Source organism: Bacillus sp. TH19, from assembly GCF_016651075.1.
Classification (GTDB): Bacteria; Bacillota; Bacilli; order Bacillales; family Bacillaceae_G; genus Bacillus_A; species Bacillus_A mycoides.
On the sequence record NZ_JAEKEO010000007.1, the window covers coordinates 2,432,922 to 2,459,638 of the forward strand.

At 34.7% G+C, this 26,717-nt stretch carries 28 protein-coding genes, 2 pseudogenes and 1 riboswitch; of the genes and pseudogenes, 22 read left to right on the plus strand and 8 right to left on the minus strand.

Annotated features, from left to right (window positions below):
• Positions 1-14: 14 nt before the first annotated feature.
• Positions 15-1,481: an amino acid permease gene (locus tag JFU54_RS16295; RefSeq protein ID WP_002066056.1), complete on the minus strand. Its 1,467-nt coding sequence runs from the start codon at positions 1,479-1,481 to the stop codon at positions 15-17.
• 112 nt (positions 1,482-1,593) lie between these two features.
• Positions 1,594-1,786: riboswitch (Lysine riboswitch) on the minus strand.
• A gap of 385 nt (positions 1,787-2,171) precedes the next feature.
• On the opposite strand from JFU54_RS16295, the gene JFU54_RS16300 reads away from it, so the two are divergent.
• Positions 2,172-2,621 carry a GNAT family N-acetyltransferase gene (locus JFU54_RS16300; protein WP_201065387.1) on the plus strand — a complete coding sequence of 150 codons (450 nt, stop codon included), beginning with the start codon at positions 2,172-2,174 and terminating at the stop codon, positions 2,619-2,621.
• A 40-nt stretch (positions 2,622-2,661) separates the two neighbouring features.
• Here JFU54_RS16300 and JFU54_RS16305 read toward each other — a convergent pair whose 3' ends face one another.
• Positions 2,662-3,564, minus strand: coding sequence for a sulfite exporter TauE/SafE family protein (locus JFU54_RS16305; RefSeq protein WP_002127976.1), 903 nt, complete (start codon positions 3,562-3,564; stop codon positions 2,662-2,664).
• Between the two features lie 207 nt (positions 3,565-3,771).
• Between JFU54_RS16305 and JFU54_RS16310 the strand changes: the two genes are divergently transcribed.
• From JFU54_RS16310 to JFU54_RS16355, 10 genes are all read left to right on the plus strand, one after another.
• Complete coding sequence (locus tag JFU54_RS16310) at positions 3,772-4,569, plus strand: VOC family protein (protein ID WP_002032964.1); 798 nt, start codon at positions 3,772-3,774, stop codon at positions 4,567-4,569.
• A 14-nt stretch (positions 4,570-4,583) separates the two neighbouring features.
• On the plus strand, positions 4,584-5,522 hold the full coding sequence (locus JFU54_RS16315) for an aminoglycoside phosphotransferase family protein (protein ID WP_201065390.1): 939 nt from the start codon (positions 4,584-4,586) through the stop codon (positions 5,520-5,522).
• Between the two features lie 13 nt (positions 5,523-5,535).
• A complete protein-coding gene (locus JFU54_RS16320) occupies positions 5,536-6,279 on the plus strand; it encodes a metallophosphoesterase family protein (RefSeq protein ID WP_201065393.1) in 744 nt (247 codons plus the stop codon).
• A 144-nt stretch (positions 6,280-6,423) separates the two neighbouring features.
• Entirely contained in the window at positions 6,424-7,086 is a 663-nt protein-coding gene (locus JFU54_RS16325) for an AAA family ATPase (RefSeq protein WP_201065396.1), read from the plus strand.
• A 49-nt stretch (positions 7,087-7,135) separates the two neighbouring features.
• Positions 7,136-7,678, plus strand: coding sequence for a GrpB family protein (locus tag JFU54_RS16330; RefSeq protein ID WP_201065399.1), 543 nt, complete (start codon positions 7,136-7,138; stop codon positions 7,676-7,678).
• Between the two features lie 275 nt (positions 7,679-7,953).
• Positions 7,954-8,778, plus strand: coding sequence for a DUF2785 domain-containing protein (locus JFU54_RS16335; RefSeq protein ID WP_002168101.1), 825 nt, complete (start codon positions 7,954-7,956; stop codon positions 8,776-8,778).
• 133 nt (positions 8,779-8,911) lie between these two features.
• The gene (locus tag JFU54_RS16340; RefSeq protein ID WP_201065401.1) at positions 8,912-9,898 is read left to right on the plus strand and encodes an alpha/beta fold hydrolase; all 987 of its coding nucleotides are present in this window, start codon (positions 8,912-8,914) and stop codon (positions 9,896-9,898) included.
• A gap of 34 nt (positions 9,899-9,932) precedes the next feature.
• Complete coding sequence (locus JFU54_RS16345) at positions 9,933-10,604, plus strand: response regulator transcription factor (protein WP_002032977.1); 672 nt, start codon at positions 9,933-9,935, stop codon at positions 10,602-10,604.
• Positions 10,601-11,596, plus strand: coding sequence for a sensor histidine kinase (locus JFU54_RS16350; protein WP_078184911.1), 996 nt, complete (start codon positions 10,601-10,603; stop codon positions 11,594-11,596). Before JFU54_RS16345 ends, JFU54_RS16350 begins: the two co-directional genes overlap by 4 nt.
• Before the next feature lie 63 nt (positions 11,597-11,659).
• Entirely contained in the window at positions 11,660-11,974 is a 315-nt protein-coding gene (locus tag JFU54_RS16355) for a DUF3892 domain-containing protein (protein ID WP_033715815.1), read from the plus strand.
• An 86-nt stretch (positions 11,975-12,060) separates the two neighbouring features.
• On the opposite strand, the gene JFU54_RS16360 is transcribed toward JFU54_RS16355, so the two are convergent.
• Positions 12,061-12,501: a YaiI/YqxD family protein gene (locus tag JFU54_RS16360; RefSeq protein ID WP_201065404.1), complete on the minus strand. Its 441-nt coding sequence runs from the start codon at positions 12,499-12,501 to the stop codon at positions 12,061-12,063.
• Positions 12,502-12,581: 80 nt separating this feature from the next.
• Complete coding sequence (pdxR, locus tag JFU54_RS16365; protein WP_201065406.1) at positions 12,582-14,024, minus strand: MocR-like pyridoxine biosynthesis transcription factor PdxR; 1,443 nt, start codon at positions 14,022-14,024, stop codon at positions 12,582-12,584.
• Between the two features lie 124 nt (positions 14,025-14,148).
• Between pdxR and JFU54_RS16370 the strand changes: the two genes are divergently transcribed.
• A complete protein-coding gene (locus JFU54_RS16370) occupies positions 14,149-15,060 on the plus strand; it encodes a DMT family transporter (RefSeq protein ID WP_002168110.1) in 912 nt (303 codons plus the stop codon).
• A gap of 18 nt (positions 15,061-15,078) precedes the next feature.
• On the opposite strand, the gene JFU54_RS16375 is transcribed toward JFU54_RS16370, so the two are convergent.
• Positions 15,079-15,543: an NUDIX hydrolase gene (locus JFU54_RS16375; protein WP_201065408.1), complete on the minus strand. Its 465-nt coding sequence runs from the start codon at positions 15,541-15,543 to the stop codon at positions 15,079-15,081.
• 96 nt (positions 15,544-15,639) lie between these two features.
• Between JFU54_RS16375 and JFU54_RS16380 the strand changes: the two genes are divergently transcribed.
• The 4 genes and pseudogenes from JFU54_RS16380 to JFU54_RS16395 all read left to right on the plus strand — a co-directional run bounded on the left by JFU54_RS16380 (position 15,640) and on the right by JFU54_RS16395 (position 18,447).
• A complete protein-coding gene (locus tag JFU54_RS16380; protein ID WP_201065410.1) occupies positions 15,640-16,041 on the plus strand; it encodes a DUF3980 domain-containing protein in 402 nt (133 codons plus the stop codon).
• A gap of 17 nt (positions 16,042-16,058) precedes the next feature.
• Positions 16,059-16,529: a GNAT family N-acetyltransferase gene (locus JFU54_RS16385; protein WP_201065412.1), complete on the plus strand. Its 471-nt coding sequence runs from the start codon at positions 16,059-16,061 to the stop codon at positions 16,527-16,529.
• A 48-nt stretch (positions 16,530-16,577) separates the two neighbouring features.
• A complete protein-coding gene (locus JFU54_RS16390; RefSeq protein ID WP_063218306.1) occupies positions 16,578-17,468 on the plus strand; it encodes an AraC family transcriptional regulator in 891 nt (296 codons plus the stop codon).
• 23 nt (positions 17,469-17,491) lie between these two features.
• Positions 17,492-18,447 (plus strand): annotated as a pseudogene (locus JFU54_RS16395) (serine hydrolase domain-containing protein).
• A gap of 180 nt (positions 18,448-18,627) precedes the next feature.
• Here JFU54_RS16395 and JFU54_RS16400 read toward each other — a convergent pair.
• Positions 18,628-19,382: pseudogene (locus JFU54_RS16400) on the minus strand (CPBP family intramembrane glutamic endopeptidase).
• A gap of 173 nt (positions 19,383-19,555) precedes the next feature.
• Here JFU54_RS16400 and JFU54_RS16405 point away from each other — a divergent pair.
• On the plus strand, positions 19,556-19,855 hold the full coding sequence (locus JFU54_RS16405) for a hypothetical protein (protein ID WP_201065415.1): 300 nt from the start codon (positions 19,556-19,558) through the stop codon (positions 19,853-19,855).
• Between the two features lie 293 nt (positions 19,856-20,148).
• Positions 20,149-21,186 (plus strand): SDR family oxidoreductase, encoded by a 1,038-nt coding sequence (locus JFU54_RS16410; protein WP_201065417.1) that lies wholly within the window; start codon positions 20,149-20,151, stop codon positions 21,184-21,186.
• A 59-nt stretch (positions 21,187-21,245) separates the two neighbouring features.
• Here JFU54_RS16410 and JFU54_RS16415 read toward each other — a convergent pair whose 3' ends face one another.
• Positions 21,246-22,037, minus strand: a complete 792-nt coding sequence (locus tag JFU54_RS16415; protein ID WP_201065420.1) for a DUF4240 domain-containing protein — start codon at positions 22,035-22,037, stop codon at positions 21,246-21,248.
• Between the two features lie 190 nt (positions 22,038-22,227).
• On the opposite strand from JFU54_RS16415, the gene JFU54_RS16420 reads away from it, so the two are divergent.
• The gene (locus JFU54_RS16420; protein ID WP_088009398.1) at positions 22,228-22,695 is read left to right on the plus strand and encodes an NUDIX hydrolase; all 468 of its coding nucleotides are present in this window, start codon (positions 22,228-22,230) and stop codon (positions 22,693-22,695) included.
• Between the two features lie 21 nt (positions 22,696-22,716).
• Complete coding sequence (locus JFU54_RS16425) at positions 22,717-23,361, plus strand: alpha/beta hydrolase (protein WP_201065423.1); 645 nt, start codon at positions 22,717-22,719, stop codon at positions 23,359-23,361.
• Positions 23,362-23,412: 51 nt separating this feature from the next.
• Here the strand turns inward: JFU54_RS16425 and JFU54_RS16430 are convergent, their stop codons facing one another.
• Positions 23,413-25,356 (minus strand): elongation factor G, encoded by a 1,944-nt coding sequence (locus JFU54_RS16430; protein WP_201065426.1) that lies wholly within the window; start codon positions 25,354-25,356, stop codon positions 23,413-23,415.
• A gap of 266 nt (positions 25,357-25,622) precedes the next feature.
• Between JFU54_RS16430 and JFU54_RS16435 the strand changes: the two genes are divergently transcribed.
• Both JFU54_RS16435 and JFU54_RS16440 read left to right on the plus strand, forming a co-directional pair.
• A complete protein-coding gene (locus JFU54_RS16435) occupies positions 25,623-26,051 on the plus strand; it encodes a MarR family winged helix-turn-helix transcriptional regulator (RefSeq protein ID WP_000204168.1) in 429 nt (142 codons plus the stop codon).
• An 18-nt stretch (positions 26,052-26,069) separates the two neighbouring features.
• Positions 26,070-26,708: a nitroreductase family protein gene (locus JFU54_RS16440; RefSeq protein ID WP_201065429.1), complete on the plus strand. Its 639-nt coding sequence runs from the start codon at positions 26,070-26,072 to the stop codon at positions 26,706-26,708.
• Positions 26,709-26,717 lie beyond the last annotated feature (9 nt).

Here is a 26,717-nt window from a genome sequence, read left to right on the forward strand (position 1 = left end):
CGTTTTGCTATACTCTATTTCAGTTCACATTTATCAAGTGGAATGACTTTCGTTTTCTTAGTAAATTTATAACCTAACCATAGTACTAAGAAGAGTGGTAAACCGATGTAAGAAACGAGTACACCGTTCCAGTCGATAGATGCTCCTGTAAATGCTCCGTAGTTTTGACCTAAAATAACGATAACACAAAGTGTAAATGCAAAGATTGGACCGAACGGGAACCATTTTGCTTGATATGGTAAATCTTTTAAATCTTTCCCTTGTGCAATATAAGCTTTACGGAAACGGTAATGACTAATAGCAATCCCGACCCAAGCAATAAATCCTGACATCCCAGAAGCATTTAATAACCAAATGTATACAACACCGTCACCGAATAAAGAGGCGATGAAAGCGACGCTACCAACTACTGATGTTGCGATTAATGCGTTAACAGGTACACCACGGCTATCTAATTTTCCTAAGAACTTAGGTGCTTTTCCTTGGCGAGCTAAATCCCAAAGCATACGAGTTGATGCATACATTCCAGAGTTACCAGCAGAAAGTACTGCAGTTAAAATAACAGCGTTCATAACAGAAGCAGCGAAGGCAACGCCCGCTTTTTCAAATACTAGTGTAAATGGACTTACTGTAACATCACTTGCTGCAAGGCTATCAGTCGTATAAGGAATTAATAAACCGATAACGAGAATTGCTAAAATATAGAATAATATAATGCGCCAAAAGATAGAACGAATTGCTTTCGGAATATTGCGTTCTGGATCAGCAGTTTCACCAGCAGCTACTCCTAATAATTCAGTTCCTTGGAATGAGAAACCAGCTGCCATAAATACACCGATAATTGCCATGATGCCGCCATTAAATGGTGCATCTGCAACAGTGAAGTTTTTAAAACCGACAGCTTCGCCGCCCATAATTCCAAAAATCATCATAAAACCGACAATTAAAAAGATAATAATAGTAACTACTTTAATAAGTGCGAACCAATATTCAGATTCACCAAAACCTTTAACAGATAAATAGTTTAAGAGAAAAATAATAGCTAAACAAAGACCACTCCAAATAAGAGAAGGGGTATCTGGGAACCAAAATTTCATAATTAATGTTACGGCTGCTAGTTCAGCTGCAATCGTAATCGCCCAGTTATACCAATAGTTCCATCCAAGTGCAAAACCAAGTGATGGATCAACAAATTTTGTTGCATAAGTGCTAAAAGATCCAGTAACAGGCATGTAAGCTGCGAGTTCTGCTAAGCTTGTCATTAAAAAATAAACCATAATTCCAATTGCGGCATATGCGACTAATGCACCGCCAGGACCAGCTGAATGGATAACACCACCACTGGCAAGAAATAATCCGGTACCGATTGTACCACCGAGAGAAATCATCGTAAGGTGACGAGATTTTAATCCGCGTTTTAATTCACCTTGTCCTTGTGTAGTTTGCGTTTTAGAGGTAGATTGATTTGTTGCGCTATTCATGTTCAACACTCCTTTTCTTGTAGGTTAGGAAGGAGCGGGGGAGAAAAATACAAAAAACCGCCAAAGGAATTAGGCGGAACGTTTCACAAATAACCACCCCATCATACCCTTCCGTTAAGATAGCACACCACGTTTACACGGTAATTTTGTAAACGTGACAGTTCTGTTCCTTTCGGAGACAGCCCCAGCTCATATTTCCAGAGAAGAAATATAAACTTCGGCAACTTTTCCTTTCAAACGGAGTCAGTGACATTCGCTGTGTCTCGTCCATTTTACTTTTAAAAGTCGCAACCTCTACCTCATCGGATTGATGAGGATTTATAAATTGCTATGATTTTTAATATATGGCAATTGTAATGATTTTCTGAATATATTGCAAGGGATTTTGTTAGGAAAAGTCAAAAAATATCGGTTATTGTATAGGAAACGCTTGCAAAACTCCACCCGAACCTACTTTTATGTAACAATAAGCAAAGAAAAAATTGTTATACAAATGTTTCGCAAAAAATATTGAAAAACCCTTTAAAATTAAAAGAAAATTCAGAAAATATAATTCGACATAACTATTAAAAGGGGATTATTCCTTAAATTCGTTTCAAAGAAATAAGTATAAATCCGATAAATAGAATGAATATTCTTTTTATTTCTGATAAAATTGAGGTATTGTTTAATTGAAAAGGGGATATCATTATGAAATTAGAAACGGAAAGATTATATATAGTACCGTGTACAGAAGAATGGATTCAAATTGCGAATAATCAAGGATACAATAGTGGCCCACATATTGTAGGGCATATAGAAAATGTGAAACGAGATGTGGCTTCATTACCGTGGGGACCGTGGTATGTTATTCGGAAAGAGGATGATGTTGTTCTAGGTGATATAGGATTTAAAGGGAAACCGAATGAGCAACATACGGTAGAAATTGGTTACGGATTTATTGAGAAATATTGGAATAAAGGGTATGCAACAGAAGCAGTTAGTGAATTAATGAAATGGGCTTTTCAAACAGGGGAAGTGGAAATGATTATAGCGGAGACACTCTTTGATAACTATAGCTCCATTCGTGTATTAGAGAAATTACATATGAAAAGAGTAAATAGTACTGAAACGATGGTCAATTGGAAAATAGAAAAATAAAAAATACCGCTCGAAGTAAATCGGGCGGTATTATTATTAATTATGGTAGCATTTGTTTTTGATCTTTCGGATAGCCGGCTGTCGATACGTTAGAACGATTGGAATGATTACGAACAGCAATAAAAATAGATATAATAACGACAAGACCAACTGCAACGTAAGAAAGTGAAATAATAGTTGGATCTACTTTAAATGTAGTAAGCAGTGTACGTATATTCGTAAAGATAATAAGTCCGCCAACGAGTACGCCAAGTAAATGAGAAGGAACGATGCGTACTAACCATGCGGCGATTGGTGCGGCAACAATACCGCCAAGCATGAGGGCAAATACCCAAACCCAGCTTACTTGTTCCCAGCCAAGTGAAATGAAAAAGCCAATGGTTGCAGCGAGTGAAACAGGAAATTCACTCGTATCTACAGATCCAATAACTTTTCTAGCTTCATTTCCTCTTGCAAGAAGAACAGGTGTCGTAATCGGCCCCCAACCACCGCCGCCAGTTGAATCGACGAATCCAGCGAATAAGCCAAGTGGTACAAGTTGTTTAGCAGACATACGCTTATTTGAAGAAACAATTTGTTTTTGAATGATGAATCGTAATAAAATATAAACCCCTAAAGTAAATAAAAATATGGAAATGTACGGTTTAATTACATCACCAGGTAAATTGCTTAAAAAACATGCCCCAATAAATGCGCCAATTGCTCCTGGTAATGTAAGTCTGGAAACTGTATATTTATCAACGTTTCCAAATTTGATATGAGATGCACCAGAAGCGGCGGTTGTAACGACTTCAGCTAAATGAACTGATGCGGAAGCTACAGCTGGTGCGATACCAAACATTAATAATAGTGAGGTAGATGTTACCCCGTACGCCATACCAAGTGCGCCATCAATCAATTGAGCGAAAAATCCAATAATAGCAAAGACAATTAATTTCTGCATAAATAATCCCCCTGTAATAATAAATGAAAAAGACACTTTTCCCGTATGAGAAAAGTGCCTTTGGTTTTTCCAATCAGCAATAATTAAATTTGTTTTATTATAATACACATTAATCGTATAAATCAACTGGGTTTTAAAGTTTTTTGAATTGAACGAAAGAAAAATAAAATATACAATAAAAGGATGGAGAGAAAGGGGAGAAAGACTATGTTAGCATTTGATCATCTCGTTCACGCAGTGCATTGTACACCGGAGGAAGCGGCAAAACAAATGCAGGAGCATGGATTTCATACTGCATTAGGCGGTGAGCATACGACTTGGGGTACTTGGAATAGTTTATGTTATTTTGATTTATCATATATAGAATTTTTAGCAGTTCAGCATGAAGAAAAAGCGAAAGAAGCAGAAAATCCATTAGTACAAGAAACAGTGGTGAAATTAAAAAATGGAGAAGGGATGCTACAAATCGCAATTCGAACAGATGCAATTGAAGAACTAGCAGTTAAATTTAGTAAGCACGGCTTACATACGATCGGACCATTTGAAGGGAAGCGGATGAGAAAAGATGGCCGGCTTTTAGAATGGAAAATGTTATTTGTAAAGCAAGAAGAGAATGGACCGAAATTACCATTCTTTATACAGTGGAATGAAACGGATGAAGAAAGAAGAAACGATTTACGTAAAATAGGGACGATCACTGAACATAAAAATAAAGTACAAGAAATTGAAACGATTCATTATACGGTGAAAAATGTTCGAGAAACAGTGCGGAAATGGAAAGAAGTAATGGAGCTAACTGCAAATTCAATCATACAAAATGAAGAATGGAATGCTGAGTGTCAAAGTGTATCGTTTGGTGATGTTCATGTGCAGTTTTGTGAACCAGTTGGAGAAGGGCTAGTACTAGAACGTTTGAAGCATCATGGCGAATATCCATTTGCAGTGGAGTTTAAAGGGGAAAATAAACGAGAGTATGAAGTGTTAGGTAGTTTGTTCGTATATTAATAGAGGTGAGTTTTGTGGAAGAAATGTTAAGAGAGATAGAAAGAAAACTAGAGTGGTCACGTATTGTAAAATGTACAGCTATTACAAAAGGTTTTTCACATGAAGAGAAGTATAAAATTGACCTAGAGAATCGAGAAACTTATTTTGTAAAAGTGTGTGATTCTTCTAAGTATGAACGAAAACAAGAAGAATATATGTATATGAAACAATTGGAGTTATTACATATTCCAACGCCGAAGTTAATTCATTTCATAAAACTTGAGGGATTAAATAAATGTGTTCAAGTATTTGAATGGACCCAAGGTGTAAATGGTGAAGAGAGCTTAAGCAAGCTATCGGTGGAAGAACAGTATAATGCAGGAAGAAAAGCAGGGGAAATATTAAAGAGAATTCACTCGATAGAAAGAGAAAGTGCAAGTAATAAATGGGAAATATTTAGGTGGAATAAGTATGAAAGGTACATAGAGGCATTAGCAGATTATGAGGTGAATTTTCTGGATTTGAAGCCAGTATTAACCTTTGTAGAAAATCATAAAGACTTATTGAAAAATCGGCCTATCACATTTTTACACGATGATTACCACCCAGCAAATAGTATGATTCATAATAATGAATTTATCGTTATCGATTTTAGTGGATATGATTTTGGCGATCCAATACACGATTTTTATAACGTAGCGATTTTTACTACAAGAATAAGCAAACCATTTGCGGTTGGACAAGTTCACGGTTATTGCGGAGGCGATCCGTCAATCCACTTTTGGAAACTGTATTCATTATATGCAGCGATGACATTCCCAGCGGATATCGTATGGACAAACCGAACTACACCACATTTAGTAGAGGATATGAAAGAAAGATTGAACCGAATTATAGAAGATCATAATCATTTTTCATCTTATATTCCAAAATGGTATCAATCACAACATGAGGATATAATAAACAATAAATAACGGAGGGATTCATTTGGATAAAATTGCGGTAATTTCAGATATACATGGTAATATTCCGGCATTAGAATCAGTACTGAAAGATATTAAATTAAGAGGAATTGAACGTATTATTTGTCTTGGAGATTTAGTAGGAAAAGGTCCGCATTCTAGCGAAGTAATTGAAATCGTTCGTAAAGAATGTGAAGGAACCGTAATGGGAAACTGGGATGATTTCATTACAAAACCGACTGAATTTGAAGCGTTAAAATGGCATCAAAAACAATTGTCAGAAGAACAAAATGACTATTTAAGAAGCTTACCATTTTCAATCGAGTTTTATATGAGTGGGAAACTGATTCGTATGTTCCACGCTTCACCGAGAAGTTTGTATGAAAGAATTCAACCACATGCAACAAGAGAAGAGCGTATTAGTATGTTCGAAAATAGTGAGCTCACAGAGAATATAGAAGGGGAAAGAAAACCAGATGTCGTTTGTTACGGTGACGTTCATCAGGCGTATGTGCAAAATTTTAGAGGGAAAACGTTATGTAATGCTGGTAGTGTAGGTAATCCACTTGAAATTACACAAGCTTCCTATTTAATTTTTGAAGGAACATACAATGAAAAAGAAGCAGCAAGCTTTTCCATTCAACTCGTACGTGTACCATATGATATTGAACTAGCCATCCGACTAGCTGAGGAGCTGGATATGCCAGAAATTGAAGAATACAAGCAAGAATTACGGACTGCTTTATATCGAGGTTTTAAGGGGAAATAAGGAAAATATAAATCAATAAAAATATATCTATCATAACTTAAAATATATCAACGATTTTTTTAATATATCGATTTACCAACAAATAGCGATAAATTTAAATTTACTGCAATTATATTATGTAAACAACATGCAGGAGGGAATGTCATGCTCCGAAAACAATACATGAAAGAAATTGCTAATCATATTTTAACGTTAAAATTAACCCATCCAATAAGAGTTGGAGTAAATGGTATAACAGCTTCAGGAAAAACAACATTTGCAAACGAACTGGCAGAGGAAATGAAAAATCGGGGAGTGCAAGTAATACGCACCAGCATTGACGATTTTCATAACCTGAGAGTGATTCGTTATGCACAAGGAAAAGAGTCTGCAAGAGGATATTATGAAGATGCACACGATTATACAGCTTTCAAAGAAAGGCTATTAAAACCTTTAGGACCTAACGGGAATTTACAGTATGAAACGATTTCTCATAACTTAATAACGGACATGCCTGTACATAATACGCCGCTAGTGGCGCCGCAAACTATGGTGCTAATAGTAGATGGAACATTTTTATTGAAAAAAGAAATTGAGTATCTATTTGACTATAAAATTTTCGTAGATACAGATTTTGAGATTGCGAGAAACCGTGGTGCAGAGCGCGAGACTGAGGCTTTTGGAAGTTATGAAGAAGCAGAGAAAATGTTTATAAACAGATATCATGCAGCTTGTAAGATGTATATAGATGAGCATAATCCGAAAGAATGTGCAAATGTTATATTTCAGAATAGTAATTTTGATGATCCGGTAGTTGTATTTAAATGAATTTAAAATCGCTTATATAGCAAAAAGTTCGTGAAAGGGGATGCGTCGGGTGGATAAAAAAGATAATCCGAACGATTGGCCTGTATGGGCGAATGAGTCAGTAGAGATAGTTCATGCAAATCCTGATTGGCAAGATAAAGGCCGATATGAAGAACAGCAACTTTATGAACTGCTTACTCCTCTCGGTATTAGCAAAGTAATACATATAGGCAGTACATCCATACCTGGTTTACCTGCAAAACCTATCATTGATCTAATGGCTGAAACAGACTCATTTGATAGAGTGCTCGATATTTCAGCAAAATTGGCTATATATGATTGGCATTATGTAGGCCCGGAATTAGATGAAAGACCTTGGAGAAGGTTCTTTGTGAAAGTGAAGAATAATAGGCGTGTAGCTCATCTGCATTTGATGGTTAAAGGAACTGAACGATGGGAGCAACAACTTTTATTTCGTAACCGCTTACGAGAAAATCCACAATTAGTTTATGATTATTCAAATCTGAAACAAGATTTAGCTAAAAGATATAACCAAGATAGAGAAGCATACACAAAAGCTAAAACAGAGTTTATTAAACAAGTTCTAAAATGATTTAATTTTTGATTGTAAATACGTTTGAATACAAATGAAAAAAACACTTTATTTTATAACTTAAACTTACATGAAATGCATGTAAACAAAGTGAGAAGCTTTGGTGTTCCAATGTATTTCCTTTTATTTCTCGGGAGAAATTTATATAATTGAATCAAGTTCATAGAAAGATAGGGACTAAAACTATATTAAAAGTCGACTTAATTTTATGAGGGAAATTACAGGGGATAAGGCGAAAATAAGTTGAAAAACGTAAAAAGGGGACAGGAAATATAATGACAGAAGTACTAGAACTAAAAGAAGAATTACAACAAATTCAAAATAATAATTATGCTGTGCCAGAAGACGTAGACGCATATCCATACGCACAGTGGATGTTAGATTATATCGGATCACCTGATGCTGAATTACGTGATGATTTGATTTATAGTACGCTTCACAAATGGATTACAAATGATGTATTTAGACAAAAAGAATTACGAGGATTAATGTTACAAGCAATTAGTCCTGATTATTTATTTTATAAAATTGGTGAAAAGGGAACAGATTCTGTATTTAAACGTGCGTTCTCCGTATTAATTCCGCCGCTTATTTTATCTGTTCATGAAAGAGAACCACTGTTATCTGAAGAACAGCTGTATAGTGTGGCAGAACAAGTTCTGGAATATGTCTATTTAGAAGAAGATGTAAGGGGTTACGTAGAAGGAAAAGGCTGGGCACATTCTACTGCACATGCGGCAGATGCACTAGATGCTTTAGCACGTACAATACAAAATCGTGAGTTTTCATATGCAATACTAGCTGCTGTTCGTCAGAAGGTTCGATTGAATGACTACGTATACATACACTTTGAGGATGAGAGATTAGTAACGCCAATTATGTCGTTGCGTAACCAAAATATTTTAACTGAAGAAGAGTGGAGCAATTGGCTACATAGTATAGCAATTGTTGAAGATATCCCACATCCCCAGCATGATATTTTAGTACAAAATATTAGAGCTTTCTTAAGAAGTTTATATTTCAGAGCTTTAGAGAAAGAGGGCGCTACTGCCTTTACAGATGATATATTGGAGACTTTGAAGGATTTGCGTAGGTATTAAAAATAGCGTTTGAATTGGAAATTTTAAAAGAAATCCATACTTAGAAACAAAGAGAAAATATTAATTTTGGAAAATTTATTAGAAATTTATTTTTACATTGTACCCTTTCAGTATAGGCTGAAAGGGGTGTCATATGAAAAAATTATTGAAGATAGTAAAAATTATATTTTTTGTGTGTAGTAGCATTATGTTTCTTGGAACAGGCGCTGTATTTATATATCATAACTATCAATTAAGAATGGAATCGAAATTAATAAATAATGAAGGTGAATTTATTAATTTCAATAATAAAAAAGTGAATGTTTATAATGAGGGGAGCGGGGAGGATACGTTTGTATTTATGGCCGGATCTGGAATTGCCGCTCCTGTTTATGAATTGAAAGGCTTATATAGTAAATTTTCGAAAGAAAACAAGATTTCTGTAATTGAGAGAGCTGGTTATGGATACAGTGATGTTTTTCAAGATGATAGAGATATTGATACGATACTAGAACAAACGAGAGAAGCACTTATTAGAAGTGGAAATAAACCACCATACATTTTAGTACCACACTCTCTATCGGGAATAGAGGCTATTTATTGGGCACAAAAATATCCAAGTGAAGTAAAAGGGATTATTGCGTTAGATATTGGTTTACCTAAACAGTACGTAACTCATAAAATAGGCAGGGTTGATTCATTAAAAATAAAAGGGATGAATATTTTAACGAAAATTGGTTTTCAGAGATTAGTTCCTTCTATTACTTATAATCCCGAAGTAATTCAGCAATCCTTTTTAACCGAACAGGAAAAAACTATTTATAAAGCCCTCTCATATAAACAAGCTTTTAATGATGATATGAAGCAAGAACTTTTACAAAGTTACAATAACAGTAACAAATCTAATTCTTTATCATTCCCAAAAGAAACACCAATTTTATTTATAGATGCGATTGCTAGGGAAAATAAAAACTCGAAATATACAAAGCAAAAAAACAGAGATTATGAGGAGTTTGCTAGCAAGTTATTGATAGCTGATGTGAAAAAAATTGAAGGTACACATAGTATTTATTTATACGCTCCTGATGAAATATACAAACTTGTAATGGATTTTATTAATAATAAAGTAGTGAAGAACTAAGCTATTGTTATTTTAGTGATGGAAGGTCTACATAATGAAAGAATATAACATATTAATTGTTGAAGATGATTTGATGATAGGAGATTTATTACAAAAAATTTTGCAGCGTGAGAAGTATAAAGTGTATTGGGAGAAAGAAGGAAAGAATGTTCTAGATGTAATCCATGAAATAGATTTAGTCATAATGGATGTTATGTTACCAGGTGAAGATGGTTATCAAATTACAAAGAAAATAAAAAATCTAGGATTAAATATTCCAATCATATTTTTATCAGCTCGGAATGATATTGATAGTAAACTAAAAGGTCTTACCATTGGAGAAGAATACATGATAAAACCTTTTGATCCTCGAGAATTATTGTTAAGAATTCAGAAAATGTTAGATAATCAATATGGTACTTTCACGCAAATTAAACATTTATTTATAGATGCAGAATATAAAAGGGTTTTCATTAATGGTTTGCGTGATGAAGTTGTGTTTACAGCGATTGAGCGTAAAATATTTTTCTATTTGTATGAAAATAGGGATAGAATTCTAACAAAAGAACACTTCTTTGATTACTTATGGCAACTCGAAGATAGAAATCAAAATATCATGAACGTACATATAAAGAAAATTAGGACCAAAATCGATGATAAAACAGGTAACATAATTCAGAACATATATGGAGAAGGGTATAGATTAAATACCTTTATGAAGAAATGAAATTAAAGAAGAAATATCAGTTATTACTATTCACTGCTATTATTAGCGTACCATTGTTATTATTGTCGATTAGTATCTTTGTATCAGTTATTTATAATGTTGCCTTTAAAACTAAAAACAAGAACATTCCTTTTCATGAATCCTTTGCATATCCTACTATGTTAATCATATTTTTATTATCACTATTAGTATTAGCTTTTGTATTTTCAAAATCGATTAATTCATTATTAAATAAAATTAATGTATTAAATCAAACGATTCGAGATTTAGCAAGTGATAAAAAAATCCCTAATATAATAGATGTCAAAAGCGATGATGAAATGGGGGAACTGATTAGATCAGTAAACTTGCTAATAGAAAGAACGACTTATCGAGAATTAGAACTACAACAACAGGAACAAATAAAAAAGGAACTATTAAATAAATTACGGCATGATATTAATACACCCTTAACAGCGGTTAGATTACAATTATATTATTTAGAAGGCGAATACGAAGGACAAGCACAAGTACTTGAATCAATGTATGGGCAGATACAATATATAAGTGATTTAACTAACGAATTTAATATTCAATCTACAGAGACCTTAGAAAATACTTATATTGTGAATGATGAAGTGAATATACATAATTTAATAGAAAATATGATTAAAAAATGGAGCTATTTGTATAGCATTCATAAAATTGAATTAGTATATAATCCACAAGATAAAGAGTTGATATGGAATAGTAATGAGTTATGGATTCAAAGGCTATTTGATAATATTTTTCAAAATGTCCTTAAACATTCAAAAGCTAAAAAACTCAAAATCATTATAGATGAAGATGCTGTTTCCTTTAGAGATAACGGGATGGGGTTTGATATAAATAAAAAAGGAACGGGACTTGGTTTGAAAAATATTGAAGATATATCAAAGATGTTCGATATAAAATACACTTTACAATCAAATAGTGAGGGGACTATGTTTTCATTTGAAAATACTAAAGTTTAGAGCAATTTACATAAAACCAACACCTCAGAACCATACTAATAAAATGTGTTGGAGGTGAAATTTATGGACAAAAAAGACTTTGAAAAAGTTTATAATGATTACTTACATCAAGGAGAAGAGCAAGCTCAATTTGAAGTAGACAATGAAGTCAATTCAGGAGCAGAACAAATTGTTGCCGTTCGTAAAAATGATGATGGGGATTTAATTGCTTTTAAGACAAGTAGCGGGAGAGAGTTAGATTATATTACTGCTCTTAGTGAAGCGAAATCAGGGAAGTTAGCTCATGTGGACGTATTTCATAAGTATGGTAGAGATATTATACGTAGTGAACCTGATGGAATAAAGGAAAATAACTTAGATAATTTACCTTCATTTTAAACAGGTAAACCTCAAGAAGAGAATGTTCATTTGGATATTCTCTTCTTTGTTTTGCGAAGTTTTCCTTGCAAATAGACGGTTCATTTTTAAAGTGCGATTATACTTTTAAAGAGCACTCTAAACTTCTCTTTATCTTCTGCTGTAAATGGTTTCGGTCCCTTTGTACGCTTACCGCTTTTTCGAACCATTGCACTTAAATACCGTGTTTGTAACAATTGTTCAATGTTTTCATTCGTATACTTATAGCCTTTATGGTGTAGAACGATACAGCCTTTTGCTAAAGCAAGCGAAGCAAGACCGTAATCTTGCGTTACGATTAAATCTTCTTTTTTTGCTAACTGCATAATCCGGTAATCCGCAGCATCTGCTCCGGAATCAACATAAATTGTTTCCACACCTACAGGCTGTTCCGCATTAGAATAATGAGAAAAGCTAGTAACGAGGGTAACAGGAATTTCAGCATTCGTAGCTTCATAAATAATCACATCTTTTACAGGACAAGCATCTGCATCAACGTAGATCTTCATTTTATCACTCCTAAAACTAGGTTCGAGTTGATGATAATGGTAGATTTTTCTTTTGTCAAACGAGAAAGCTTTATTTAATGTTATTTCCCACAAACCAAAATAGCCTCACGCAAACGAGAAATACCTTTTTCAATTTGATCAATATTCACTTTCCCGTAAGATAAACGAATATAACCGTCTTTAGCACCGAAAATACTACCCGGCATAAAGGCGATTTCTTGTTTTAAGCTTTGCATAATGAGTTGTTTTTCGTTTATCGGTTCGTTTAATTTTCCCCATATGTATATACCACCGATCGGGCTTGAGAAAGAGATTTTATCGTGAAGTTGCTCGTTTAGGGCACGAACGATAATGTCTCTTTTTTCTGCAAGTTGTTTTCGTAACGGTACGATATGCGACTGAAATGGTACAGTTTCGAAAAATTGTTGTATAAGCCACTGCGGGAAGATGCTCATTCCTAATTCCATTTGGTGTCGTGCATCTGATAAACGTTCTACTACTGACTGCGGGGCGACAAGCCAGCCAACTCGTAAACCTGGCGCAATCATTTTTGATAAAGAATGTACATAAATGACTGTTCCGTTTTCATCAATCGATTTTAAAGTAGGGCAAGGTTGTTTATTTTCTAACGTAAGTAAACTGGACGGGTCATCTTCAACGATCGCGATTCGTAAGTCTGCGCAAAGTGATAGCAGTTTCTTTCTACGGTTTGGATGCAGCATCGTTCCCGTAGGGTTTTGGAAATTTGGATTTAAAAAGATCATTTTAATACGATGCTTTCTATACAACTCTTGCACATCATCTGGATTAATACCATGTTCATCGACAGGTAATGGGAAAATACGAATACCTGCTGATTGGAATAGTGGTAATGAGTAACAGTGTGAAGGACTTTCGAAAGCGACTGCATCTCCTGGGTTTAATAAACATTGAACGATAAGGTGGAGTGCTTGTTGGGCACCGGATGTAATCATAATCGATTGTTCGGTCGCTTCAACTTTTAAATATTCCTTCATATATTTTACGACCGCTTGTCTTAGCGGGAGATACCCCTGGGGATGATCGTAACTTAATGACTGCGTTAACGGTTGTTCTCGCAAAATTGTTTGTAGTTGATCGTGAGGATAGAGATTACAACCGAGCTCTCCGTTTGCGAAATCTATAATGTTCTCATTTTGTTGTACTTCTGCCCGAATATGGCGAAGTAACGGTAAGTTTGGTAAAAAAGTACCACCTTCTACGAAACCTCTCCAGTTCGGCGTTAATGTTGGAGAAACGCCCCACATATGTGTACTCACACGTGTACCTTTACCAGTCGTACTTTCTACAATTCCCATAGCACGTAGTTCATTATAAGCGGTCGTTACCGTACTGCGGTTTACGTTTAACTGCGTCGCTAATTTCCGTTCTGAAGGGAGGAAGCTACCTGGAGGAAGTTCTCCGTATGTAATACGTTTTTCAATAAAGTCAACAACTTGCTGATAAATAGGGATTTTACTGTCGTTATCTAGCTTCCATTCCATACAAACGCCTCCGCATCTCTTATATACATCAAGTATAACAAATTGGCTGGGTAAAAAAACAGCCAATTGGACGGTGTTATATCCAGCCAATTTTACTATGCTAAATAGGGAAGGGGAGATTCGGATGAAACGATGGCAAATGGAGTGGCTCCTAGTATCAGTAGCATTAGTATGGGGAGCAAATTATACAATTGGAAAGTATGGCGTGGCATATATGTCATCCATTCAATTTAATAGTTTACGATTTTTAGTAGCATCACCGGTATTATTACTTATTACATTTTTAATGGAACGCTCATTACGTATTGAAAGAAAAGATTGGTTACGATTACTAGCAGTCGGTATCGTTGGAACGACAATGTATCAAACGATGTTTATGCTATCTGTAAAATATACTTCAGCAACGAACGCCTCATTATTAATTGCGATGTCACCTATATTTACAGGGATATTAGCAGTATTGCACAAACAAGAACGTTTTTCGATGAAAGTACAAATTGGTTCAATAGTAGCGTTTATTGGTGCAGCATTCGTTTTATTAACAGGGCATACGGGAGGAGCTACATACGAGTATGCGTGGCTCGGGAATGTAATTGGATTAGTCGCAGCAATTGCGTGGGGATGGTATCCCATTTTAGCGCAACCACTTATCACAAAATACTCCGCAATGAGAGTCACATCATGGTCTACTTTAATTGGAATTGTACCTCTCGTTATATACTGTTTATTCAACGTAAATACATTAACGTGGCCAGTAGATACGCCTAGCTGGGGATCACTAGCATATTCAATCGTCTTTGCGACAATCTTCGGACTTGCAATGTGGTATGTCGGTATTAGTAAAATAGGTTCAACGAAAGTAATGGTTTATATGTATCTAGTACCATTGTTCGCAGTTATCTTTGCAGCTGTAACAATTGGAGAGCAAATCAATATGATGCAACTCGTTGGCGGACTTATTATCTTTATCGGCTTATATGTTGTAAAAAAAGGTGGAATCAAAAAGCCAGCTCTCAATTTGAAAAAAGTAAGCTAACAGTAAAAAGGATCTCTTTCATATAGAAGGAGATCCTTTTTTATTTCGTAATAAAAGCGCTTGTTTAACAGCCCATTTTTGATGATCGTGAAGTAAATGTTCTATAGCAAGTGATGGAGACAGCCATTGTGAAATATGGTCTTCTTCATGAACTTCAACTTCATGTATCTTTTGTGCGATGTAAAAGAACCCGTCGTTTAAATAATATGTATCCTCTTTTTCGGCATAAAAATATCGTGCTGCATTACCGATATAACGATCAATTTCAATCGCCCAACCTAATTCCTCTAGTAATTCTCGCTGTAAACATGCTTCTTTCGTTTCCGTACCTTCCATACCGCCACCAGGTAAAAAGTAATGTTCTCCTTTTTCGATGATAGCTATTTTTGAGCAAGCATTATTAAAAATAACCGCATAGCAACTTGGCCGTAATACATACTGAACAGTAGGTTCTTTATAACCAAAAGTAAGTTTAGTCATCATAAAACACCTCAACTTTATATAAAATACATAAAAGGGATATTAAGGTAAATGCGGAATTATATAAGTATAATCTTATAGGAGTGGAGTGATAACAAAATGATAAATCGAAAATGTTCAAGGTGTAAAGAAATAACGGGTACAATACATGGTGGTAAAAAAATAAATGAAGAATTTCTGTGTGAAAATTGTCTTCAAAAAGGAATTGCGAGTGGGGAAATCGAATTATCACAAGTGGAAGAAAAACAAACTTCGTATCTTTCTATAAAAATATTAAAAATAATGAGTGTTATTTATTTAATAGTATCTATTATAACTGCTTTTTCTGCTGGAGCACTTATACAGGATCCAGGGCTTGGTGGAATATCATTTTCAATAACAGGTGCAGTTGGTGTTATGATAATTGGATCGATATTCCAGTCTGTTCTTGTATTTTCAGGTATTTGGGTATTCATTCTGTTAGTCGAAACGGTTATTAAAATATATGAAAAAATGAAGTGAGTGAGAGGGAGAAATACATGCGAGTAAGAAACATTCAAGGGGAAGATTATGTAAAGATTCATTCTGTATTAAATGATTGGTGGGGCGGAAGAGATATGGCTAGTATGTTGCCGAAGTTGTTTTTCGTTCACTTTCAAGAAACGAGTTTTATCATTGAAGAAGATGGCGAAACGTTAGGTTTCTTATGTGGATTCTTTTCACAAACATATAAAGATGAAGCATATGTTCATTTTATAGGTGTAAATCCGAAGTTTAGAAGAAGAGGAATCGCATCGACATTGTATTCTTATTTCTTTGATGCTGCTCGTGCAAATAACCGTAAAGTTGTAAAAGCAATTACGTCACCAATTAATAAAAAGCCGATACAGTTCCATCAAGAAACTGGCTTTCGAATTGAGGCTGGGGATGATGAGGTAGAGGGTGTATCGGTACATACAAATTATGATGGGAACGGCGGTAGTAGAGTGTTATTTTTAAAAAATGTGTAAAAGGAGGCTAGCTTAACGTTAGCCTTTTTGTTGTGAGGAGATAAAAATATGGAGAGTAAACAAAGTAGAAATGAGTACTTAAGACGCATTTATAAGGTGCAAGATTATATAGAATCAAACATAAATGATTCACTTTCAATTGAAGAGCTAGCGGATGTAGCAGGATTTTCAAAGTTTCATTTTCACCGGATTTTTAAGGGAATAGTAGACGAGCCATTATCACGGTATGTAAATCGCTTGAAGTTAGAAAGATCAACACATCTACTTACATACCGTTTGGATATGACAATTACACATATTGCGTATCACTTCGGATTCACAGATTCAGCAGTTTTCTCCCGGACATTTAAAAGTTATTACGGAGTAAGTCCGTCTCACTATAGAAATAACAATAGCAAGAATTGCAAAGACGTAAGCGGAACTTCTCAATACAATGAATGTAAGAAGGTTCGAGGAAATGTTGAAATTGTAACAGCGGACGATATACACGTCGCATACATAAGACATATCGGCACATATGAAGAGTTAACGCTAGTTTTTTCAAAAATGATAGAGAAATTATTTCATTACGCAGCGGAGGAAAACTATCATGTATTTGAGGATACGAAAGTATTAACCATTTACCACGATCATCATGAATTTACTGAGGACTATCATTTAAGAACAAGTCTATGTATAACAATTCCAGATGAGTCCGCAGTAGAAACGAGCGACATTGGAATAATGGTAATACCTTCAGGCAAGTATGCGGTAGGTCATTTTGAAATATTCCAAGATGAATATAAAGGAGCATGGAATTTCTTGTACGGTGAATGGTTGCCAAATAGCGGATATAAACCGAGAGATTCGTATCCTTTCGAAGTATATAGAAATGATCCAAGGCAGCACCCGGAAAATAAACATATAGTCGATATATATGTACCTATCGAACCTTTTTAATCATAGATTAAGGGGGAAGAACGATGAAAACTGCTGAAAAGTTAGATTGCATTATAAAAGAAGAATACAAAAATATTAATGGTATGTTAGTAGTGCAGAGAGGTAATGTTGTTTTTGAAAATTATTATAATGGTTACGGTCCAGATGATGCATGTCATGTAGCATCAGTAACAAAAACGATAATCTCTGCGTTAATTGGGATATGTATAGATAAAGGATATATCAAAAGTGTTAATCAAAAAGTAATAGAGTTTTTCCTGAATATAATCTTAAGGCATCTGAAGTAACAGTTCGGCATCTACTTACAATGACAGCTCCATATCCTTATGTAGACTGGCAGGAACCGTTAGAAGAACTATGTACACAAATGGACTGGGTGAAGTATACGTTAAGTAGGGCAGGAAAAGGTGGAGAAATTGGATCTTTTAAATATTCATCGGCAGGCGCACATGTACTATCAGCAATTATTACGAGTGTAACAGGGAAAAGTGCTCGTGAGTTTGCGAACGAATATCTATTCCAGCCTATCGGCATAAGAGAAATTCCAAACTACAATATGAAAGCATTTGGATTCGATGACTTATTCGGAAAAGATGTGAAAGGATGGGTTCACGATCCAAATGGTATTTCAACTGGCGGATGGGGACTTACGTTAGCTGCTAGAGATATGGCTAAGTTTGGACAGATGTATTTGAATGAAGGTATTCATAATGGAAAGGAAATTCTTTCAAAATCGTGGGTACAAGAATCAATAGCGATGAATTCAAATCAATACGGTTACTTATGGTGGTTACGAGAAGAAGATGGGGTCTTTTCATACTGTGCTATGGGTGATGGTGGGAATATGATTTGTTGTATTCCGGAGAAGGAATTGGTGGTGGTGATTGCTTCAGAGATTATACCGGAAGCGCAGGATAGATGGAGATTAATCAAAGAGTGTATATTTCCTTATTTAAAAGTTTTACAAAAGTTACAATAGGAGAAATAGTTATACTTGCTATGTTCTACATAATTGAAATAAGTGCTGTGAGAACGGAGTCGTTCAATTAAAATTAGAAAACTTCAACACCTATACGATTATAGAATAATTGAAAGGTGTTGAAGTACTTAATGAGCTAATTAAGGTACATTAAACTGAAACACTTTTTTTAATTGTTAACTATTTTTTAACTTTTCGATGTATAAGATACATAATGCAGAGCGCAATTGCTAAAAAGATAAATTTAATTAACTCCATTAGGCTGGCATCCCACTTTTTTTGCAATCCATCTGTTAAAAAAATACATTAAACATACCATGTAAAATTGCGGGTGGTAGTACAGAACGACCGTACTCTCTCGTGTACGTCAAAATTATAGATAATATAAATAATAACGATAGATAACTTAATATTCCTACAAACCATAACTCATAGTTTTTATAAAAGAGTGCTACTGGTAAATGCCATAAAGACCAAAGTGAAGCTGTAATTATTGCGGTTTGTATTAATGAATATTTTTTTCGTAAATAGTAATGAAGATTCCCGCGCCAAATAATTTCCTCTAAAAATGCAGACAAAGCTGCAATTGTAAGACCAATGAGTAGGAGAAATCCCAATTCATCGCAGTGATTAAATAAGAACTTTATATTATAAATATAAAAATAGAAATGGAGACATAGACCTAGAAGTAGTGGGAATAAAATGGAGAAAATTTGTGATTTTAATGTTGGACGTGAAATGCCAAATGTATGAAAAATTTCTTGTTTCTTATACGCTTTTTGATATAAAATAACGGCTAACAACGGAACAACCATCGTGAAACCAAAATAACTACGACCATTTTCTATGTTTAGCAAAAAGATATAAAAGAACGATGTGAGAGAATAAATGTAAAATGTTGAATGATAAACTATGTTTTTATTAATATTTATCACCTACCTAAGTACGTATAATTTGTTAATCAAATATTGGATATTTTAATTATATATGAAATGGAAATAGACAGAATGAATATTTTCATATTGTTGATTCTAGTAATAGAGAAGGGGATTAAATTATATCTCTTTTTTTTGCTAGTATAGTAAGAGATAGAAAGAGATTTCACTAGATGGAGAAAAGACGTTGTTTGAAAGGTGAGGGTATGATGACAAAGTCTAATGTTGTAGAAATCATTTCAGCTTTAGTAGCTATTATCGGTGTGTATGTACTAATAAATGCACCAGAAATGGGGAGTAAGGCAACAAGTGAATCTGTTGCAGAGCAGGGCGGTCATATGGATACAAGTACGTATTTAGCTTTATTACAAGGATACGAAAATTCTTATACAATTCTAGGCGCGACTTGTTTATTTATGGGGTTGCTCAGTTTAATTTCGATCATTTCAATTCAAGTATATAAAAGTAAATAGAGGTTGAAAAAACAATGCTCCTGCCAAATTGACAGGAGCATTGCTCGTATAAATAAGTATTTTCGTAGATGTGTACTTATCACTATGACTTAGTTGAAATATTTTTTAACCCCTCTTTATCGTCTTCATTACTGTCGAATTCGATAAAAAGTTATGTCACAAGTTGCAAATTTGGATGACGTTATATTAACTATAGAAAAAAATGAAAAATACCCGTAACTTTTTACAAGGGAAAATCGTTAAACAAAAGAAAAGGTTTTTAATCATGCGCTTGATTGAATGGGGGAAAAAGAATGAAGATTCTAATACTGGGCGGTACACGTTTTTTAGGAAGGGCTTTCGTAGAAGAGGCTTTGAATAGAGGGCATGAAGTTACATTATTTAATCGCGGAACAAATAATGAGATTTTTCCTGAAATAGAGCAGTTAATTGGTGATAGAAATGATGATGTTTCAAGTTTAGAAAATCGAAAATGGGATTTGGTCATAGATACATGTGGATTTTCTCCTCATCACATTAGGAATGTAGGAGAAGTACTTAAAGATAATATAAAGCACTATACATTCATCTCAAGCCTTTCCGTATATAAAGATTGGATTCCGTATCACATAAAAGAAGATTATATATTACAACCCGAACCATCAAGTGATCAAATAAAGGCTGTGGAGAATGGTGAAGTATCCCCTTATGAGTATTACGGTGCGCTTAAAGTATTATGTGAAAAAGAAGCAGAGAATTATTGGCCGGGGCGTGTTTTACATGTAAGAGCAGGACTTCTTTCAGGAATGTTTGATTATACAGATCGGCTTCCATACTGGATTCAGCGCGTAGCAAAGGGCAGTAATATGTTAGTTCCTGGTAGGAAAGACCGCCCAGTACAGTTCGTTGATATAAAAGATGTCGCAAGCTTTGGACTAAACATGGCAGAAAACAATAAAGTAGGTACATTTAATGTAACGGGTCCGAAAGATGAATTGACGATGGAAGAGCTATTAAATACGTGTAAAAAGGTTACAAATAGCGATGCTGCATTCGTTTGGGTTGATGAATCGTTTATGCATGAGAATAAAGTACAGCCATGGACGGAAATGCCATTGTGGCTTCCCGAAACTTTTGCATTAGAAGGTGAAACAGATCCGTGGAAAGGTGGATTCTCTATTAATATAGAGAGCGCAGTTAAAGAGGGTCTTACTTTTAGAAGGTTAGAAGATACTGTTACAGACGTGTATGAGTGGATGAGAGAAACGAAAGATAGGGAATTAAAGGCAGGTATTTCAATTGAAAGAGAAAAGGTGCTGTTAGATAAGTGGTATGAAATAAAGAGAGGTTAAATAAGAATCCTATGAAAAAAGGACTCTGTCTATTGGTTAAACAGAGTCCTAATATTAGTCTACCACTCAATCGGATCTTCCCCGTACATTTCCCATAGCTTAGGAAACATCTTTTTCAAACCTTCTTCGTCATCTTCATCCCAGTCTAACTCGATATCAACTTCCTCAAATTCTTCATTTGATAAGACATGGTATAGTGTAAAGTATGTATCATCTTCATCCCCAGTCTTCTCCAAATATACTTCTTGTCCGAAATATAGCGTAAGTTCTTCTATTTCTGGAACATCATACTCGCTCAAATTTTCTAATACAGGAATTAACCGTTCTGGATCTTCAATACACGCTTCGTATGTTTCTTTTCCTTGATATAATAACCACCCGCGGAAGTAATCAAAACTATCATCCGAACAACCGCCCATAATTATATAAGCAGCCGCCCATAAGTGAGACGTATAGGAAGCTTTTAAAATATGGTGCATATGTGTGTCAAAAGCTACAATTTCATGTACTGTACGTTTGGCGATATGAGAAGTGAGCCATTCTATTTGTTCTTCTTGGTCTTCGCCTTTCGATTTTGCACGAGCGATTATCTCCCAAAATTCTTCTTCTGTTATCGTTTTTTCTTTTATGTAATCTTCCCCTAGAATAGGGTCGGTATATCCTTTTTTTCGTTTGGAAGCGATTAGTTTGTTAGCTTCTTTTATGCATTCTTCTTCTGTTTCAAATTCTTTCGCTTTCACACTACCAGCTGTGCCAATTTTTCCGTAAAACACAACGTAGTCTCTATCTTTCACAACGATTTTCCAAAACTTATTTGATTTCTCAGTTTGCTGGATTAATAACGTTTCCATTCGTACCCCCATATTGCTTTTCTAGTATGCATTGTGATTGTAACATATGTATAAATACCTGTAATGACGAAAAGGTAAGTGTAGTTTTCGGAAAGTTCGAAAACCATTGAATGAAATAGAAAAATTTAGTAATCTTATTTGTACAGCACATAAATAATAGTTTTGTAATGATACATTGGAGGGGTTTGTTGTGGATCTTACATTTAAAGTAGAAGAAACATGTTTTAATTACCGAGTCGGAGCAATTTGTAAATATGATAATAAAATACTTATCCTTCAAGATGAAGGTGAAGAGTATTGGTACGTACCAGGCGGAAGAGTGAAAATGCTAGAAAATAGTGAAGATGCGTTAAAACGAGAGCTTGCGGAAGAACTAGGCGTACCTATTGAAGTGAAGAGATTAATATGGTCAGTAGAAAACTTCTTTACACTTTCTGAGCGAAAGTTTCATGAGATTAGTTTTTATTATGAAGTAGAATTGCATGAATTACCTGCAAATGGGGCGGATCAATATATTCTTGAAGAAGAAGGTAGAAAATATTTATTTAAGTGGGTGCCGGTAGAAGAGTTAGATGCATATAACTTACAGCCAGCGTTTATAAAAGATAAAGTAAAGGATGTATCAGTTCATACAGAACATATCGTGTTACAAAAGTAAGCGTGCTTGGAGGGAAAAACGGTGAAGGGGACTAAAAAAGAGATACATATAGATGATAAAGTCATTCGTTACACACATATCGAAAAAGGTTCTAATACAATTTGTTTTATGTTCTCAGGTTCAGGCTACAATTATGACAAGCCGTTATTTTATTATGCAACGATGCTTATGCTTGAAAATAAAATAGATGTAGTACATATTCATTATTCCTACGATGGACAATTAATGGAAAAACCAATGGAAGAAATAACGAAAGTAATGATGGATGATATTAATCCTATCATTAATGAAGTGCTAAGAAATGGACAATACAACGATTCGATGTTTTTAGGAAAATCACTCGGAACAATCCCGATTGCGAATGATTTAATGAAGAGAGAAGAATACTTACAGTCAAAAATGATATTACTTACACCTTTATTGACGTTTGATTCGATTTTTGATTCGATCTTACATAGTCGTCACGACGGGCTTTTAGTAATTGGAGATAAAGATCATCAATACAATGCAGGTCAAATTGAGCAATTAGATCAATCGAATTTAAAAATCGAGGTTGTGAAGAACGCAAATCATTCTGTAAATATTGGGGGATTTGAAACGGAAAATTCAATTGAAGCTATAGCGAAAGTAATAGAAAAACTTAAAGAAGTTGTTAGGACAAATTAATTTAAGTTTCAATACATGCAAAAAGAGGTGCAATTTGCACCTCTTTTTTATTTAATAAGCCTTCAACACATGAAGTAAATAATCTTTCCGATTTAGCGGATTAAAGTCAACACGTTTTCGAGTAGGGAAGGGAGCCGTCAGCTTTGTGAAACCAGTTGGCTTTGTTATAAAGATACCTTCTCCTTCAGTAAATGAATGGAGCATTCGTTTAAAATCCTCTATTTTTGCAACAGGTAATGATCCTGTTAAATGGTAAGAATCATTATGCAACGTAGGCTCTGCAAAAGTTGCTGGAATAGCAGCAAGCTTATACATTGCGGTACTAATTGCGTGCTCCGGTACAGTTAATTCGAACTCGTTTACTGGTTCAAATGCACATGTTTCAGCGTGCTTTAAAGCATCCATTAAAACGAGTGGTGTTAAATTTCTAAAGTCACTTGCTGTTGTAACAGGGCTTGCATAACCAGTATGTGTTAACGTGACGATAATGTCCGTAACTTCCCATCCGTACAAACCTTGTTTTAACGTTTGAAATACAGTATCTTCAATCGCTTTATGAAATGCTAAAGGCAATGATCCAAGCTCAACACCTAACTTATATGTTATGCCAGAATTCAGTTCACCACGTTCAACTTTGAAGCCGATTGTCGCGTAAAATGGATTCGTTTTTTCTCCCATTAATTCAGCAGAATTCCCAATGCCAATTGGTTTCTCAATACATACAACCCGCGTATTTGAGAAAGTAACCTGCAAATTATATTTCTCAAAAAGTGTTGTTTCAATTACTTCTTTTTGTACTTCCCCGAAAAGGCGAATATATAGTTCATTATGAATATCATCTTTCCACACTTTAATGAGCGGATCTTCTTCGCATAGCTCCATAAGTGCAGCGTATAGATCATGAATTCGCTCTTTAGGTACTGCTTCAATAGCAGCTTCCATTTGCGGTTCGGCAAAGTGAATATCTTTTATATAATCGGTCCACTCACCGATAATATCACCAATTTTGATATTCGTAAGTCCCCATACTTTGCAAAACTCTCCACTATGAACAGTAGAGGCTTGAACTGCATTTCCATTATGAAATATGCACATTTTTTTAATCTTTTCCTTATGTAGTAGAGACTCACTACGCTGAATATCAACATATTTTCTAACGTGTAAACAACCAGAAAATAGTCTTACGTAAGCAATCTTTTCGCCAGAAGATTCACGTTCAATTTTAAAAACAACACCGGATAATGTTTCATCTTGTGCCGATTTAGTAGCTGGAATTAAGGCTGAAATATTTTTAAGTAATTCAGTTACTCCTATACCTGTCATTGCTGAACCAAAAAAGATAGGAAACACATTTGCTTGCTGTATTTGCTTTTCGAGTTCTTTTCTTAATAGTGCATCCGGTATTATTTCGTTATTTACATATGACTCAAGCAATGATTCGTTAAATGGTGCTAATCGTTCCATACAATCGTCATAGGATTTATATTCAATAATCCGAGCGTCCTTTGTACCTTCGTTTTCTACAGAGTAGAAGGGGGATGCTTCATTTGAAAGAAGCTCTTTTATTTGTTTCACAACTTTTTCAGTATTTGCGCCACTACGGTCTATTTTATTAACAAATAATATAGTAGGTATGTTTAATTTCTGTAATGTCCGCATTAAAATCTTCGTTTGTGCTTGCACACCTTCAACGGCAGAGATAACTAAAATGGCACCGTCTAAAACACGGAATGATCGCTCCACTTCAGCGATAAAATCAGCATGTCCAGGTGTATCAATAACATTTACTTTTAAATCATCAATAAAGAAAGAAACGACAGATGCTTTAATCGTAATTCCGCGTTGTCTTTCTAATTCCATTGAGTCAGTTTGCGTATTGCCACTATCTACTCGGCCAACTTCTTTAATCACATTCGTTTCATAAAGAATACGCTCAGTCAAACTCGTCTTGCCAGCATCTACGTGCGCGACAATCCCTATATTTATTGTTGTCATATATAAATATCCTCATTTCATTTTCCATTTTCATTTCCTCATTTCTATTTGTGTATTGCCGCATTACAATCACTCTCCAGTCATTTGAATTATTACTATTATAATGTAATTTACATTTTTTGTAACGCGACAAAGCGCCTTAATTTGGAAAAAATAAAAATGAAAACAAAATGCTTGCATTCTAAATCGATATAGATTATATTAATTGACATATCAACTATTGATACATCAAATGTTTTTTGTATTGGATGTAAAGGAGGGGTAATTTGACAAGTTCATGCTCAAAAGAAGCAATAATTTTATATAAATTACACTTTCTAAACAAAGAAGTAAGTTCAAAATTTGAAGGGTGTACGGGTATGAGTCAGTCTAGATTAGAGCTCATACTTCAGTTATATGAAGTAGATGAAATTAGTCAAAAAGCACTTCAGCAAGAAGTGAATATTGATAATGCCGCGATTACGAGGCATTTAAAACAGTTGGAAGCAAACGGAATGATTACAAGACGTAAAAATCCAGATGATAACAGAATTACGTTAGTTTCTCTTACAGAAGAGGGACGAAATAAAATTCAAGTGTATCAAGAGGAAAAGGAGCGTTTCGCTACTTCAGCATTTAAAGGATTAAGTGAAGAAGAACGCGACAATCTTTTAACGATGTTAGACCGCATTCAAGAAAATATAAAAGAACTTTAAAAAAGGGAGAATACAACTATGACTAACTCAGTAAAAACAAATGATTTTAACGAAATTTTAACAGGACGCCGTTCAATCCGTAAGTACGATTCTTCAGTGAAAATTAGCAAAGAAGAAATGACTGAAATTCTTACAGAAGCAACACTTGCACCATCTTCAGTAAACATGCAACCATGGAGATTCCTTGTTATTGAAAGTGACGAAGCAAAAGCAACACTTGCGCCACTAGCGAAATTCAATCAATCTCAAGTAGAAACATCTTCATCGATGATTGCTGTATTTGGTGACTTAAACAACTTTGATAACGCAGAAGAAATTTACGGTACAGCAGTAGAGCGCGGACTTATGCCAGCTGAAGTAAAAGAAGATCAAATGAAAAAACTTTCAGGTTACTTCTCAATGGTTACACCAGAAGTAATGAAAGATACTGTACTAATTGACGGTGGTCTTGTAGCGATGCAATTTATGTTAGCAGCACGTGCTCACGGCTATGATACTTGCCCAATTGGTGGGTTTGAAAAAGACCAAATCGCAGAAGCTTTCGGATTAGACAAAGAGCGTCACGTACCAGTTATGTTAATTTCAATCGGAAAAGCTGCTGACAGTGGTTATCCATCAGTACGTCTTCCAATTGAAAAAGTTGCTGAGTGGAAGTAATTTTATAAA

Excerpts from the sequence above, each read along its gene's own strand:
- JFU54_RS16295 (WP_002066056.1), bottom strand. The coding sequence starts at position 1,481 with ATGAATAGCGCAACAAATCAATCTACCTCTAAAACGCAAACTACACAA.
- JFU54_RS16300 (WP_201065387.1), top strand. The coding sequence starts at position 2,172 with ATGAAATTAGAAACGGAAAGATTATATATAGTACCGTGTACAGAAGAA.
- JFU54_RS16305 (WP_002127976.1), bottom strand. The coding sequence starts at position 3,564 with ATGCAGAAATTAATTGTCTTTGCTATTATTGGATTTTTCGCTCAATTG.
- JFU54_RS16310 (WP_002032964.1), top strand. The coding sequence starts at position 3,772 with ATGTTAGCATTTGATCATCTCGTTCACGCAGTGCATTGTACACCGGAG.
- JFU54_RS16325 (WP_201065396.1), top strand. The coding sequence starts at position 6,424 with ATGCTCCGAAAACAATACATGAAAGAAATTGCTAATCATATTTTAACG.
- JFU54_RS16335 (WP_002168101.1), top strand. The coding sequence starts at position 7,954 with ATGACAGAAGTACTAGAACTAAAAGAAGAATTACAACAAATTCAAAAT.
- JFU54_RS16340 (WP_201065401.1), top strand. The coding sequence starts at position 8,912 with ATGAAAAAATTATTGAAGATAGTAAAAATTATATTTTTTGTGTGTAGT.
- JFU54_RS16345 (WP_002032977.1), top strand. The coding sequence starts at position 9,933 with ATGAAAGAATATAACATATTAATTGTTGAAGATGATTTGATGATAGGA.
- JFU54_RS16350 (WP_078184911.1), top strand. The coding sequence starts at position 10,601 with ATGAAATTAAAGAAGAAATATCAGTTATTACTATTCACTGCTATTATT.
- JFU54_RS16355 (WP_033715815.1), top strand. The coding sequence starts at position 11,660 with ATGGACAAAAAAGACTTTGAAAAAGTTTATAATGATTACTTACATCAA.
- JFU54_RS16360 (WP_201065404.1), bottom strand. The coding sequence starts at position 12,501 with ATGAAGATCTACGTTGATGCAGATGCTTGTCCTGTAAAAGATGTGATT.
- pdxR (WP_201065406.1), bottom strand. The coding sequence starts at position 14,024 with ATGGAATGGAAGCTAGATAACGACAGTAAAATCCCTATTTATCAGCAA.
- JFU54_RS16370 (WP_002168110.1), top strand. The coding sequence starts at position 14,149 with ATGAAACGATGGCAAATGGAGTGGCTCCTAGTATCAGTAGCATTAGTA.
- JFU54_RS16375 (WP_201065408.1), bottom strand. The coding sequence starts at position 15,543 with ATGATGACTAAACTTACTTTTGGTTATAAAGAACCTACTGTTCAGTAT.
- JFU54_RS16380 (WP_201065410.1), top strand. The coding sequence starts at position 15,640 with ATGATAAATCGAAAATGTTCAAGGTGTAAAGAAATAACGGGTACAATA.
- JFU54_RS16385 (WP_201065412.1), top strand. The coding sequence starts at position 16,059 with ATGCGAGTAAGAAACATTCAAGGGGAAGATTATGTAAAGATTCATTCT.
- JFU54_RS16390 (WP_063218306.1), top strand. The coding sequence starts at position 16,578 with ATGGAGAGTAAACAAAGTAGAAATGAGTACTTAAGACGCATTTATAAG.
- JFU54_RS16405 (WP_201065415.1), top strand. The coding sequence starts at position 19,556 with ATGGAGAAAAGACGTTGTTTGAAAGGTGAGGGTATGATGACAAAGTCT.
- JFU54_RS16410 (WP_201065417.1), top strand. The coding sequence starts at position 20,149 with ATGAAGATTCTAATACTGGGCGGTACACGTTTTTTAGGAAGGGCTTTC.
- JFU54_RS16415 (WP_201065420.1), bottom strand. The coding sequence starts at position 22,037 with ATGGAAACGTTATTAATCCAGCAAACTGAGAAATCAAATAAGTTTTGG.
- JFU54_RS16430 (WP_201065426.1), bottom strand. The coding sequence starts at position 25,356 with ATGACAACAATAAATATAGGGATTGTCGCGCACGTAGATGCTGGCAAG.
- JFU54_RS16440 (WP_201065429.1), top strand. The coding sequence starts at position 26,070 with ATGACTAACTCAGTAAAAACAAATGATTTTAACGAAATTTTAACAGGA.